General features: G+C 67.3%; 15 protein-coding genes. 3 read left to right on the top strand and 12 right to left on the bottom strand.

All coding sequences use genetic code 11. The features are described from left to right. Positions 1–303 (top strand): hypothetical protein (locus AC1DYS_RS23970; protein ID WP_477903825.1); only part of this gene is annotated, 303 nt, incomplete at its 5' end. Between the two features lie 24 nt (positions 304–327). On the opposite strand, the gene AC1DYS_RS23975 is transcribed toward AC1DYS_RS23970, so the two are convergent. The 8 genes from AC1DYS_RS23975 to AC1DYS_RS24010 all read right to left on the bottom strand — a co-directional run bounded on the left by AC1DYS_RS23975 (position 328) and on the right by AC1DYS_RS24010 (position 5,886). Continuing rightward, positions 328–756, bottom strand: a complete 429-nt coding sequence (locus tag AC1DYS_RS23975) for a roadblock/LC7 domain-containing protein (protein WP_477903827.1) — start codon at positions 754–756, stop codon at positions 328–330. After that, positions 753–1,280 (bottom strand): GTP-binding protein, encoded by a 528-nt coding sequence (locus AC1DYS_RS23980; RefSeq protein ID WP_477903829.1) that lies wholly within the window; start codon positions 1,278–1,280, stop codon positions 753–755. Before AC1DYS_RS23980 ends, AC1DYS_RS23975 begins: the two co-directional genes overlap by 4 nt. Further along, complete coding sequence (locus AC1DYS_RS23985) at positions 1,280–1,978, bottom strand: hypothetical protein (RefSeq protein WP_477903831.1); 699 nt, start codon at positions 1,976–1,978, stop codon at positions 1,280–1,282. Before AC1DYS_RS23985 ends, AC1DYS_RS23980 begins: the two co-directional genes overlap by 1 nt. 15 nt (positions 1,979–1,993) lie before the next feature. Continuing rightward, on the bottom strand, positions 1,994–3,127 hold the full coding sequence (locus AC1DYS_RS23990) for an ABC transporter substrate-binding protein (RefSeq protein WP_477903832.1): 1,134 nt from the start codon (positions 3,125–3,127) through the stop codon (positions 1,994–1,996). Between the two features lie 40 nt (positions 3,128–3,167). Then, positions 3,168–4,319: an ABC transporter substrate-binding protein gene (locus AC1DYS_RS23995; RefSeq protein ID WP_477903834.1), complete on the bottom strand. Its 1,152-nt coding sequence runs from the start codon at positions 4,317–4,319 to the stop codon at positions 3,168–3,170. Between the two features lie 128 nt (positions 4,320–4,447). Further along, the gene (locus AC1DYS_RS24000) at positions 4,448–4,924 is read right to left on the bottom strand and encodes a type IV pilin protein (protein ID WP_477903836.1); all 477 of its coding nucleotides are present in this window, start codon (positions 4,922–4,924) and stop codon (positions 4,448–4,450) included. Positions 4,925–4,937: 13 nt separating this feature from the next. Then, complete coding sequence (locus tag AC1DYS_RS24005; protein WP_477903838.1) at positions 4,938–5,396, bottom strand: DUF4440 domain-containing protein; 459 nt, start codon at positions 5,394–5,396, stop codon at positions 4,938–4,940. A 52-nt stretch (positions 5,397–5,448) separates the two neighbouring features. Continuing rightward, positions 5,449–5,886 (bottom strand): winged helix-turn-helix domain-containing protein, encoded by a 438-nt coding sequence (locus AC1DYS_RS24010; RefSeq protein ID WP_477903840.1) that lies wholly within the window; start codon positions 5,884–5,886, stop codon positions 5,449–5,451. Positions 5,887–6,069: 183 nt separating this feature from the next. On the opposite strand from AC1DYS_RS24010, the gene AC1DYS_RS24015 reads away from it, so the two are divergent. Together AC1DYS_RS24015 and AC1DYS_RS24020 are read left to right on the top strand one after the other, a co-directional pair. Beyond that, positions 6,070–6,723: a response regulator gene (locus AC1DYS_RS24015; protein ID WP_477903842.1), complete on the top strand. Its 654-nt coding sequence runs from the start codon at positions 6,070–6,072 to the stop codon at positions 6,721–6,723. After that, a complete protein-coding gene (locus AC1DYS_RS24020) occupies positions 6,707–9,757 on the top strand; it encodes a sensor histidine kinase (RefSeq protein ID WP_477903844.1) in 3,051 nt (1,016 codons plus the stop codon). The genes AC1DYS_RS24015 and AC1DYS_RS24020 overlap by 17 nt, the downstream gene beginning before the upstream one ends. Positions 9,758–9,785: 28 nt before the next feature. Here the strand turns inward: AC1DYS_RS24020 and AC1DYS_RS24025 are convergent, their stop codons facing one another. The 4 genes from AC1DYS_RS24025 to AC1DYS_RS24040 all read right to left on the bottom strand — a co-directional run bounded on the left by AC1DYS_RS24025 (position 9,786) and on the right by AC1DYS_RS24040 (position 13,045). After that, on the bottom strand, positions 9,786–10,781 hold the full coding sequence (locus AC1DYS_RS24025; protein WP_477903846.1) for a sensor domain-containing diguanylate cyclase: 996 nt from the start codon (positions 10,779–10,781) through the stop codon (positions 9,786–9,788). 189 nt (positions 10,782–10,970) lie between these two features. Further along, the gene (locus tag AC1DYS_RS24030; RefSeq protein ID WP_477903848.1) at positions 10,971–11,705 is read right to left on the bottom strand and encodes an AAA family ATPase; all 735 of its coding nucleotides are present in this window, start codon (positions 11,703–11,705) and stop codon (positions 10,971–10,973) included. Further along, the gene (locus AC1DYS_RS24035) at positions 11,702–12,232 is read right to left on the bottom strand and encodes a GNAT family N-acetyltransferase (RefSeq protein ID WP_477903850.1); all 531 of its coding nucleotides are present in this window, start codon (positions 12,230–12,232) and stop codon (positions 11,702–11,704) included. The genes AC1DYS_RS24030 and AC1DYS_RS24035 overlap by 4 nt, the downstream gene beginning before the upstream one ends. 45 nt (positions 12,233–12,277) lie before the next feature. Then, positions 12,278–13,045 (bottom strand): pentapeptide repeat-containing protein, encoded by a 768-nt coding sequence (locus tag AC1DYS_RS24040; RefSeq protein WP_477903852.1) that lies wholly within the window; start codon positions 13,043–13,045, stop codon positions 12,278–12,280. Positions 13,046–13,134 lie beyond the last annotated feature (89 nt).

Here is a 13,134-nt window from a genome sequence, read left to right on the forward strand (position 1 = left end):
GGGTCGGTCACCGGCGGCACAGTGGGGGGCTTGAGCGTCATCGGGGTGAGCGGCAGTCCGTGGGGCAACAACGCCTTCACGGTGTCGGGCTCGGCGCAGGTGCGCACCACGTTCTACCCGCTGGGCTTCTTCGAGCCGAACCAGGGGGCGTCGGGCACGCTGAACCTGGTGGGGGATGTGGAGTACCGGGGGACTGGGTTGAATCTGAGCAGCGGCACGCGGTCCGGGTTCGTGGACCCGACGTCCAACGTGGGCTCGGATACCGACATCAACAAGAAGACCACGCTGACCTGGCGGCCGTGATGTGCCAGCCGGGCCCTGTCCGCCTCAGCCTCGCTGGAGGGCGGCCCGGGCCTCGGCCGTGGCCATGCTGTTGCTGACCCGGTCAAGCGGCAGATCAGGGCCGGTCAGCACGGCCACGACGACGGCGCGGTCGCGTAGCGGCATGCCGCGCACGACCAGCCGGCCGTCGTTCGACTCGATCACGGTGCACCGTGGCGAGCCGATGCCGGTTTCGCGGCCAGCGGTATCGCTGAGCGCGGCCACCGAACTCGCCATGGCGGCGAGCCGCTCCGGGTCGCCGTGCAGCCGGCCGCCGTGGGCCAGCTGCACGCCGTCGGCGCTCGCGACCAAGATGCCAGCCGTGCCGTCGAGGTCGACGAGCAGGGCCAGCACGACACCGAGTGCTTGATCGGCCAGTGCAGAGTCGGAGGGCGGGGCAACCGAGAACGGAGCTGATGCGAGGCGTCGTTTCACAGGCGTGAGCGCACCTTCGTGAGCAGCATGTCGACCATCACCTGCACGTCGTCGCGGCGCCGCACGTCGACTTCGAGCACCGGAAAGGCGAGCCCGCGCGAGGTGAGTTGCTGGACGTAGTCGTCTGCCGACGGCTGGCGGCAAACCTCGGTGCGGACGATGCCGGCGACGAAGGTCATCTGCGGCAGCAGATCGCGGTACGCCTCGAGGTAGGCGACGAACTCGCCCAGCGGGTCGACGCGCGAGTTGTCGATCAGGATCACCACGCCCGCCGCATCGGCCGCGACGATGCGCCACATGAACTCGAAGCGCGCCTGCCCCGGCGTGCCGAACAGGCGGGCCGACTGGCCGCGGCCGAGATCGACCTGGCCGAAGTCCAGCGCCACGGTGGTGTGCGTCGGGCCCAGGCTGGCATCGGCATTGCGCACCTCGGTGCGCACCGGCGGCATGTCGCTCAGCGCGGCGATGGCCGTGCTCTTGCCAACGCCTGGCGGGCCGGTGAACACGATCTTGAAGTCGTTCATCAGCCCAACCCCAGGCCTCGGCGGATGCGCTTGAACAGCCCGAAACCGGCCGACGATTCAGGCACCGTGGTGTGGCCTCGGTTGGCCTGTCGCCCCGGTTGCACGTCGAGCAGGCCGGCACCGAGCAGCGCCTCGGCGAACTCTTCGCACTGGCGGCGGTCGACGTCGGTCAGGTGGGCCAGTTCGTCGAGGCCGATGTAGCGCGTGGCCATGAAACCTGCGAGCCGACGGTTGTGGCGGTGCGCCTGCAGCATCGCCACCGGCGGCCAGCGGCGCAGACGGCACAGTGCGCCAGGCATCAGTGCGGGCAACAGCACCGGCGTGACCTCGCCCAGCGGCTGCGCGGTGAGCCAGGTGAGCCCGGAGGGCGGTGACGGCTCGAGCCCGAGCAGCCGAACCTCCAGCGCGCACAAGGCTTCGACGAAGGGCTCGTACTCCAGCGGTCGCACGAGCACCAGGCGATCGTCGGGCCGCCCGATCTGCGGGTCCATCACGGTGAGAACCGGCGTCTCGTCGGTTGGGCTGTCCGGCAGTTCGCAGCCCGAGAGCAGCAGGTGGGCATCGCCCTCGGGTACCAGCTCCCAGCGGCAGTAGAAGCGGGCGCTGCTCACGCGCAGGAAGGCCGCGATGCGTGCCTGGTCGACGTCCGTCAGGTTCTGCGCCAGCAACTTCAGCCGGCGTCTTTCGATGACTGCCATGGCGCGTTGCCTGCCTCAGTGCACGAAGCGGCCGTCGGCGCCGATCATGGTCATCTCCACGAGATGGCCGCCGTTGTGGTTGTTCGCGTCGAAGGTCACGTGAAAGCCGCCGGCATCCCAGTCGTGCATCGATTCCAGCGCGGCGATCAGCTTGGCGCGTGTGAGCGCGTGGCCTGCGCGGCGCAGGCCCTCGGTGATTGTTTTCGCGGCGATGAAGCCTTCCATCGAACCGAAGCTGTGCGTTGGCACGCCGGCCTTGCGCATGGCTTGCGAGTACTCGCGCTGGAGCGCGTTCGCCTCGCCCCAGGGGAACGGCACCACCTCGGAGATCTGCACGCCCGAGCCGGCATTGCCCAGTTCATCGGCCAGCGACTTGCCGCCCACCGAAGACAGGCTCACGAACTGGCCCTTGTAGCCGTCCTTGCGCATCTCTTTGACGAGCGCGGCGCTGCTCACGTAGGAGCTGACCAGCACGACGGCATCGGGGTGCGCGGCGACCAGCGTCTTGGCGGCTGCTCCCACGTCGGTGCTGTTGCGCTCGATCGATGCCACGGTGCCCAGCTGCAGGTTGCGCTTGGCACGGGCGCGGGTCACTGCCTCCAGGCCGGCCGCACCGAAGGCGTCGGTCTGGTGGAACACCGCGATGTGCGTCAGGTTGGTGACGCTCAGTTGATCGACGATGTGCTGGGCCTCCTGGTCGTAGCCCGCGCGGATGTTGAAGACGTAGCGGTTGAACGGCTGGCGCAAGGCGGCCGCACCGGTCGACGGCGCGAACAGCGGCACCTGTGCGGCGCTGATCACCGGCAGCGCTGCGAGCGTGGTCGAGGTGCCGATGTAGCCGAACAGCGCGAACACGCCGTCCTTCTCGATCAGGTCTTGCGTGTTCTGTGCAGTGCGCGTGGGGTCGTAGGCATCGTCGCGTGTGCGCAGCTCGATCTTGCGACCGGCCACGCCGCCGGCTTCGTTGACGGACTGGAAGTAGGTGCGTGCGCCGAGGTTGAACTCGGTGGCCAGCTGAGACGACGGCCCGCTGAAGGGTGCCGATTGGCCGAGCAAGATGGTGCTGCCGACGAGGTCGGGCTCGGCCGATTGGCTGCCCATGGAAAACGAACAGCAGGCGATGGTGCACAGGGCGCTGAGGAGACGCATGATTTGGCCTTTCGCGATCAGATGAATTGAAGGGAGGAGGTCACTGCACGATGCGTCCGTCGGCACCGAAGATGCCGAAGTTCACGTAGTGCGAGCCGTTGCGTTTCGGGGTGCTGAAGTCCAGCACGTAGCCGCCGACGTCGAACGGCGCGGCCGTGCGCAGCGCGGTGCCGACCGCGTCGGCGGTGAAGCGAGGCGTCTTCTCGAGCGACATGACGAGTGCCTTGGCGGCGATGAAGCCTTCCATCGAGCGGACCGACAAGTCGGGGTTGCGCGCCACGGCCTGCAACGCCTGGTATTCGCGTGCCACCGGACGGCTCTGCTGCGAGGTCTGCGGCAGCACGGTGCTGAATGCATAGCCGCGTGCACGCTGCGCGCCCAGCCCTTTCAGCAACGCGTCGGTGTCGATGATCGACATGCCGTACAGCAGGGCACGGCCGCCGGCCTTGTCGTACTGGCGGATGAACTCGATGGCCGCCGCGGTCGTCGCGCCCATCAGGACCACCTCCGGAGCGGCCTTCAGCATCTGCTCGACGGGGCCCTTCACGTCGACCGTGTTGCGCGCATAGCCGGCGCGCACCACCAGCGTCATGCCGAAGCGCGCGGCGGACTCTTCCATGCCGGTCAGCACGTCCTTGCCGAGGCCGTCGTCCTGGTAGACAAGACCGATGCGGCGCAGTCCCAGGTGCGACAACTGGCTGAGCAGGCGAGCGACCTCGTCGTGGTAGCTCGCCTTGACGACCAGCATGCCGTCGGCACGGGCCACCGAGGCGGCGCCGGAGACTGCACCGATCAACGTGACGTGAGTGCGCGGCAGCACGCCGTCCGCGGCCAGCGCTTCCAAGTTGCTCGTGCCGACGGTGCCCAGCAGGGCCACCGGGGCGTCCTTCTCGATCAGCTCCTTGACGAGGCGCACGGTCTGCTCGGGCTTTTGCTCGTCGTCGCGGGTAACGAAGCGGATCTGCTGGCCCTTGATGCCGCCGCGTGCATTGACCGAGTCGAAGTAGAGCTGGGCGCCTGCCCGAACGGCCTTGCCGGTGACGGCTTGCGGGCCGCTGAAGGGCGCGACCTGGCCGACGACGATCTCGGCGCGCACCGAGTGCGCGGCCAGCAGCGAAAGTGCTGCCAGACCGATGGCACATCGGGTGGTGCGAAGCCAGCGGCGCAGCGCTGAACGTTGGGAGATCTGCATCGGGTTACCTCGTTGCCTGGTTGAAACTGCGGGCTCGGCGTGAGCCGCTAACGTCGTGATCGCGCGTGCTGCAGGCGTGGCGGCACGTCGATCGTTGTGGGCTGGCGCCGTCATGGGGCCTGCGCTGATCAGCACGATTCGTCCTCGCGGGTGACCCAGCAGGCATACGGCGCGGCGTGGCTCCAGCCATCGGCCACACGGATCGTGTTGCGGTTGCCTTGTGAATCAGTCGTGTAGACGAAGCCGGTGGTCGGGCCGGAGCCAGTGGCGGCGAGTTGGTACGAGGCCTCCGACAAGGTCGGGCAGGCCAGCGTGAACGTTCCCGCGGCTGCGATGGCGTCGCAGGGGCTGACGACGTGGCCGTCGACCGTCAGGTAGGTGTGGTGCTCAGCGCGGTATTGCTCCATGCGCATGCGCAACTCGGTGAGTGCCTGGGTGCCGGCCACGAGGTGGCTGCGCAAGGCGATGTCACGGCCGCAATAGACCCACCACTCGACGCCGGCAAAAGTCGCGAGGATCGCCGTGGCGATCGCCATCTTTCGGGCAGTGGTGAGACCGCGACCGCGCAACCGCACGGCCGTCCGGTACATACGGCGGCTCATCATGGTCTCGATGCGGTCAGTTTTTCGGCTGCACCGAAGAGTGGTGACTGGTGATCAGCCACTGGTTGCCGAAGCGCTTGTAGGTGTAGGTGTAGCGGGCCTTCAACTCGCTGCCGTCGCCGAAGCGAAAGGAGTAGAGGCCGGTGTCGATGGCGGTGTTGCAGTCGATCTCGATGCTGCGGCTGTCGATGTGGCCGACCGGCTTGCGCGCGAGAAAGTGCACGAAGTAGTCTTCCCTCGCTTGCGGCGTCAGCCGCGGCGAGTCAGACAAGATCGGCAGCAGCACCGACTTCTGTGCATACCGGGCCACCACCAGCTTCGCGTCGCCGGTTTGCAGTGATGCATTCCAGCCATCGAACAGGGCGGCGATCTGCGCGTCGCTCACGTCCATGCAGACTTCGGAGCGGGCGAACGCGCCGGCACTGGCCAGGGCAAAAGTGGCAGCCAATGCGGCGGCCCGGGTTCGGTTCTTCATGGCGTTTCCGTTGGGGGAGGCTGGGCTCGAATCGGCGCGTTCGGCGCGTCGTTCAGCGCATCTCGCCGTCCAGCTTCGCGACGAAGCGGTAGCCCACCCGCGGGTAGGTGCGGATGATCTGGCCGACGCCCAGGTCGGTGTCGCCCAGCGCCTTGCGCACTCGCGTGATGGCGGCGGCCAGCGAGCCGGGTTGCACGATCGCCTGGCGCCAGATCTCGTCGAGCAGCTCGTTCGTGTGCAGCACGCGGTCGCGGCTTTCGATGAGGCAGATCAGCAGATCGAAGGGCCGCGGCTGCAGCGGCCGGAGCTGTCCGTCGACCAGCACCTCACGCGAGGCCACGCGGACTTCGCAGCGCCCGAAGCGATACACGGGGCGCGCCCGGTTCGCAGACTGCGAAGACCGGCTCGAGAGCGTGGTGTCCAGCGGCGATGAGGCTGCCGTGAGAGAAGTGATCTCGAAGGGGTGACGCGGAGACGGAAAGCTGAACATGGAGACCTCGTGGTGTAGAGTTACTGCCAATCGTGTAGAGAATTATCTACAAATAGATCGACGCATGTCGATGGAATTTTTTCTCAGATTCCAACGTTTTGTTGCCACATACCTATAAACACTAGGTGACCTACATCCTGTAGACTGATCACTACACCGATTTACCCGCCCAGGGGGGCGCCCATGAACACCTTTTCACCTGGTGCGGCCAAGACCCGCGTCTTCGTTGCCGACGACCACGCGCTCGTGCGCGAGGGCCTGCGCAAGATGCTCGAGCTCGACGACGCACTGGTGCTCGCCGGCCAGGCGGCGTCGGCCTCCGAGGTGCTGACCGGGCTCGAAGCCGGCGGGGTCGATCTGCTGCTGCTGGACCTGCTGATGCCTGGTTGCACCGGCGTTGACCTGATCGAGCGGGTGGTCGCTGCGCATCCGAAGCTGCCGGTGCTGGTGCTGACGATGCATGCCGACCCGCACATCGCGCGCCGCGCGCTGAAGGCAGGCGCCCTCGGCTACCTCACCAAAGATGTCTCGCCCGAACAGCTGCTCGACGCAATCCACCGCGTTGCCGCCGGGAAGGGCTATGTCGATCCGTCGCTGAGCGCCGAGCTGATCCGCGCCGAGCAGACGCAGGCAGAGCCGATGGCGCTGCTGTCGGCCCGCGAACGCCAGGTGCTGATCGCGCTGGTGAAGGGCAAGGCGCCCACCGACATCGCCACCGAACTGCACCTCGCGGCCAACACCGTCAGCACCTACAAGGCGCGCCTGATGGAAAAGCTGGGCCAGGACTCGCTGAGCGACCTGGTGCGCTACGCGCTGAGGCATGGCCTGGTCGATTGAGCGCGGCAAGGCAGCGCTCGCGGCGCTCCTGCTGTTCGGGGTCGCCATGGCGGCGCATGCGCAGCATGCGGTGTTCGAGAACTACCAACAGTCCGCCGGACTGACCAACATGACCGTCAGGTGCCTCACCCAGGCACCCGACGGCACGCTGTGGCTCTGCACCGAGAACGGGTTGTTCAGCTTCGACGGTTTCCGCGTTCGCCGCGAGCCGCTGGCGCCGGGCTCCGAAAGGGCGTCGGTGCTCGCCGCGAAGGCAGATGCTCGCGGCAGGCTCTGGGTGGCGACGGAAGATGGCCTGTTCCTGCGGCGCCAAAAGGACGGCGCGCCGGACTGGGCCCCGGTGACGCGGTCCAGCGGAGCACGCATCGCGGTCGAGCCGGGGCAACGCCTCGACATTGATGAGCGCGGCATCGTTTACGCCATCGATCGCCAGAGTCAGATCTGGTCGATCGACGTCACGGCGTCCGAAGAGACGGCGCCGATCGGGCAGCGGGTGCCGACGCCGGCGTTCCCGGCACCGCCGGAAGGCGTGGGTGCCGATTCCGGACCGCTGCGTGTCGGCAACGGGGCTCTCTGGTTCGGCTGTGGCCACGGGTTGTGCGAATGGCGCAGCGGTGTGCTTCACACCTGGGGCGAGGCCGAAGGCCTGCCCGCACAGACGTGGAACAACCTGGTGATCGGCCGCAACGGCAGCGTCTGGGCACGCAGCACCGATCGGCTGGCCAGCCTGCGGCCAGGCGACCGGCGCTTCAGCGCCGTCGAGGCCCCACCGGCACGCCGGTTCACGAGCACGGCGGCGATGGTCGAGGACACCACAGGCAGCATCGTCGCCGCCACCGATGCAGGCCTCGCCCGGTGGGATGGCCGCCGGTGGCAGGAGTGGACGCCGAAGGAGGGCCTGCCCGAGACCCTCGTGCGCACGCTGCTGTTCGACGCCGATGGGGAACTCTGGTTCGGAACCAATGGCCGCGGTTTGCACCACTGGGTCGGCTACCAGCAGGCCGATCATTGGACGCCGGCGCTCGGGCTTCCGGCACCGGCCGCCTTCTCCTTCGCACGCGATGGCCGCGGCCGTCTGTGGGTCGGCACAGCAGGGGGCGTGGCGTGGCTCGACGAGGCCACGCAGCGCTTCCAGCCGTTGCTCTCTCCATCGCCTGGTTCTCACAGCGCAGAAGTCGGCTCGCTGGCCCTCGATGCGGGCGGCGACCTGTGGTGGGTCCAAGGAGTTCGCGTCATGCGGCTGAAGGCTGGCGCCACCCGCGCCGAAGAGGTCTTCAGCGACCCTTCGCTGAGCCAAGTCATCCGGGGCAGCGATGGCGGCATCTACGTCTCAGGACGCAACGGTGTTGATCGAGTCGTCGTCTCGGCCTCGGGGCCGCGCCGCGAACCGGTCGCAAGCGGCCTGCCGGACCGCGAATGGGTGGGTGGCATTGCAGTCTCCGGATCGGGAGCGGGAGCGACCGAATGGTTTATCAGCGAGCACCGTGCCTCGCGGATCGTCGATGGAGCCTGGGCGCCTATGCGCGACCAGTACGGGCAGTTGGTGGAGGTCTATGGGTATGGGACGTTTGCCAGCCCGTCCGAGTTCTGGGCGTTCGAACCTGGCAGCCTGGCCATCTACACGCTGGACGGCGAGGGCGTTGCACGGCTTCAGCGCCGCGTCGATCTGGCATCGTTCGGTGGTCCGACTGCGTACTTCCTGAACACCGCGCCCGACGGCAAGATCTGGTTCGGCACCGACCAGGGCGTCTTTGTCTTCGACGGCACGCATTGGTCGCACCGCGATCGCACGAGCGGGCTGTTGTGGGATGACGTCGACGGCAACGCGGTTCTGCTGGAGGCGGACGGTACGGCGTGGATCGGCACCAGCGCCGGAGTCACGCGCATCCGTGCAGCGCTTGCGAAGCAAGCGCCGGCGGTGCTGCGGATCGAGACGCTGCGGGTTGGCAGCAAGATGGCCGCTGTGGGAGAAAGAGAGCTTGCCTGGAACGATCGCCACCTGCAGCTCACGGTGGCCACGCCCAACATCGGCCGTGCTGGTGCGCTGCACGTCGAGTACCGGCTGGATGGCAGCACCACGTGGGAAGCGATCGAAGGCAATGTGGTGACGATCGAATCGTCCGATGCCGGCGCTCATGTGCTCGAGGCGCGGGCGGCGTACGGGCGCTCCATCATCGAGGCCGGCCCGCCGCTGCGCGTTGCCTTCACCGTCGCGCCGCCATGGTGGCTGTCGCCGCCAGCGAAGCTCGCCGCCGTGGCCGGGTTGGTGCTGCTCTGGTGGCTTGCGAACCTCGTCATGAACCGGCGGCAGCGAGCCGACCGCAGGCGCCTGGAACACGCAGTGGCCGATCGCACCTCGGAACTCGAAGCCTCGCAACAGACGCTGCGTCGGCTCGGTGAGCACAACACGCGCGTGCTCGAAGAAGAGCGCAAACGCATCGCGCGTGAGTTGCACGACGAGATGGGCCAGCAACTGGCTGCGCTGCGCATGGAGGCCTCGGTGCTGAAGGCACATGCGCGCAGCGAGCGGCCGCCGGCGATGGAGCACTTCCAGCTGCTGCTCGACCGCATCGACCAGCTGGCCGGCGGCCTCCGTGCGCTCGTGAAGCAATTGCGCCCGCCCGCCCTGGATGGCGGCCTCGCCGCAGCGCTGGAATGGCTGGCGTCCGAATGCACCAAGGCCACCGGCACGCCGTGCCGTACCGACGTCGACACCGCCGCCGACAGCCTGGCACCGGACACCGCCACGCAGGTCTTCCGCGTGGCCCAGGAGTCGCTCAACAACGTGCGCCGCCACTCGCAGGCGGCCCACGTGAACATGGCGCTGCGGCGCGACGCCGCCGGTTGGATGCTGACCGTCACCGACGACGGAGCCGGCTTCGACCCGAGTGTGGATCGCAGCGGGCACGGCCTGCTCGGCATGGAAGAGCGCGCGCGGCTGCTCGGTGGGTCAGTCGAGATCGACAGCGCGCCCGGTGCCGGTACGACGGTGCGCCTGCGCTTTGCGGCTACGCAGCCAGATACCGGTCCCTGAAGGCTGCCCGCGACGCCTCTGCGTTGCGCTATCCGACGCTCTCGCCGTTCACCCGATCGCGCCCGAGCGACTTCGCGCGGTACATGCGCGCATCGGCCACCTTCATCAGCTCCACCAGCGTGCCCGCCTGCTGCGGGAAGGTGGCCACGCCGAACGAGGCGGTGAGCCTCAACGCCGCGCCGTCGGCCAGGATGGTCATCGCGGCCAGCGTGGAGCGCCAGCTCTCGGCACGCTCCATCGCGCCTTCGTGGTCCATGCCCATCAGCAGCACCGCGAACTCTTCTCCGCCCAGGCGGCTCGCCAGGTCGCCGGCGCGCGTGGTGGCACTCAGCATCGAGCCGACGGCCTGCAGCGCCGCATCGCCGGTGGAGTGGCCATGCGCGTCGTTGACGTTCTTGAAGTGGTCGATGTCGAGCATCACCAGCGACAGCGTCGTGCCGTCGCGGCGCGCGCGTTCGATTTCGTTCTCGGCCACCTCGACGAAGTGGCGCCGGTTGTGCACGCCGGTCAGGTCGTCGCGAATGGCCTGCTCGCGCATCCGCGCATGCAGCTCGTTGATGTGGCGAAGCTGGTCTTCGAGCTGTCGGTTCGCATCGCGCAGCGCGTGCTCGGCCAGCTTGCGGTCGGTCATGTCGCGGGTGATGCCGAAGTAGCCGATGTGCACCGCGTCGTCATCGAACACCGGCACCGACACGGTCTCGATCCACAGCCGCGAGCCGTCCTTGCGGAAGAACTCGCCCTCGTGGCGGATCGGCCCGATGTTCGCCGGCGCATCGTTCGCGGTGCCGCGTTGCGTGGCGTGGCGAATGATCTCGTCGCGGTACTCCGGCGTCATGAACTCCAGCACCGAGCGGCCGCGCAACTCTTCCCGTGCGTAGCCCATCATGCGGCACATGTTGTCGCTGATGTGCACGAAGCGGCGTTGCACGTCCGACTCCCAGAAGCTGTCGCCGCTCGCATTCACCATGGAGAGCAGGCGCGCTTCGGTGATCGGTCGAGGGTCGTTGGGACTGTCGTGGCTCATGGGATGGGTAAAGCACGCGCCGTGCACAGATCGTTGCACCGGCGTCGGTTTATACATTCTCCGTGAACGACAGCACACACCCGGTTTCACCCCTGCACCGCAATTCTGTGGCGAAGCGTGCCCTTCTTGGCATTCAGCGGCGAGCCCCACCGAATGGCTTGATTGCTCGGATGCGAGCAGGTGAAGCACTCACTCATCTGCCAGCAGTTGTTCCAGCCGCCTCGGATAGTTGTTCAGGAAATCCCGTGTGACGGCGTAGTGCTCGGTGTCTTCGAACGCCACTTCGGTGATGCCCGAGCCATCGAACTGCAGAATCTTTGCGCGCGGGTATGACAGCAGAATCGGCGAATGTGTCGCGATGATGAATTGCGACTCGTCCTGCACCAATTGATGGATGGCCGTGAGCGCTGCAAGTTGCCGGTTGGGCGACAGCGCAGCTTCCGGTTCGTCCATCAGGTACAGACCACGACCGCTGAACTTCTGGGTGAGCAGGGTCATGAACGCTTCCCCGTGCGACCGCGCATGCAGTGACTTGTTGCCATACCCACCGAGGTAACCCGTCTCGTCCATGAAGGTGGCCACGTTGTAGAAGCTCTCGGCCCGCAAAAAGTAGCCGTCGCGTGGCTTGCGAAAGCTGCGCGCCAGGCGCAGTACCTCGTGCAGCGAAGACTCCGACTCTGCGGTGCGCAGCTGAAAGTTCTTCGTTCCGCCTTCGGGGCTGTAGCCGAGCGCCAGCGCAATGCCTTCGAGTACTGTCGACTTGCCGGCACCGTTCTCGCCGACGAAGAAGGTGACGTCGGGGTGCAGCTCCAGGTGCCCGAGTTCGCGAACCGCAGGGATGGTGAACGGGTAGACATCGAAGTCGATCTCGGCATCCGGTCGAATGGAGACGGTTTGCAAGTAGGGCTTGGACGCGAGTGTCATGGGGTATCCAGCATCAGCTGCATGTGCAGCTTGTCCATGTATTCGGTGCCGTTGAAGAGGGCCATGCGCTCCAGGCCGAAGGCTTGAAAGCCGGCTGACTCGTACAGGCGCGTCGCCCCGGCATTGCCGTGCGTCACCGTGAGTGTCATCACCTTCACTTCGGGCCGTGCGCGTGCGTGCTCGATGGCCGATTGCAGCAAGGCCTTGCCGGCACCGAGTCCGCGCGCTGTGGGCGACACGTACATGCCGATGACCAGCGCCTTGTGCCGCGTCTTGGTCCTCGCCGAGTATTCGACGGCCACCGTGCCGACGAGCGCGCCGTCGTGGAATGCACCGAAGGCCTGGCCCAGGCCCTTCGGGTCGTGGGCGCGGTTCTCCCACCAGGCCAGGGGCTTGGCGGCTCGTTCGGCCGCCGTGGACGTGAAGGCGTCGAACGCCAGCTCGTAGCCTTCGAGCATCAAGGCCCGGTACTCGCTGGCGTCCGATGAGTCGAGGGGGCGGATGTGCAGGGTGTGATCGGTCGGCATGCGCGCTATCTTGCCCTGCCAGGCCGCGCACGTCGCCGAGCGGCCTCAGCGCCGTACTTTGCCCAAGCCCTTCGCGCTGTCGAACCCCCTCGCGTCGGTGAACACCGTGCCGTCGAGGTCGGCATCGGTGAAGTCGGCGCCGGTCACGTCGGCACCGCGCAGGTCCGCACCGGCCATCTTCGCGTTGAAGAAATTCACGCCGCGGAGGTTGGCGCCAGCGAGCTTGGCAAAGGCCATCAGCGAGCGGTTGAGGTCCGCACCTTCGAGGTTGGCCTCGGTGAGGTCGGCGCCCGACAGGTCGGTGCGCATCTGCCCCATGCCCTGGTTCTTGATGTTGACGCCGAGGTTGGTCTTGACGAGCTTGGCGCGGCGCAGGTTGGCACCCGGGAAGTCGGCAATGATGCGCGCGCCGCTCAGGTCGGCGCCGGCAAAGTTGGGCGGCGTCTTCACCTCACCGCCCAGCACCACCACGCTCAGCATGCTGCTGCCCATCAGCGCGGCGCCGCTGAAATCGGCACCCATCAACCACGCGCCGTTGAGGTTGGCGCGCGTGAGGTCGGTGCCGATGAACTTGCTCATCACGAGCTTGGATGCGAAGAGGTTCGCATTCGTGAGCCGCGCCTGCCGGAAATCGAGGCGGCTCAAATCGAGGTCGGAGAGATCGTGGTCCGACAGGTCGACCGGGCTTTGCGCGCTCGCCGCAGCGAGCCGCTCGCGCACCTGCTCGGCAGTGAGCCGCGCAGCCCACGCCCGGCGGCTGCCCAAGCCCAGCACGGCAGATGCGACGACAACGTTCCAGACCCTTCTGCGCACAGTGTTTGCTCCGGTGGAGCAATGATGCTGTGCGGTGCGGCGCAGAAGATCAAGGCCGTGAACCCTGCCTCAGATCCCGCACGACAACC

The organism is Rhizobacter sp. P2_G4 (genome assembly GCF_056403575.1).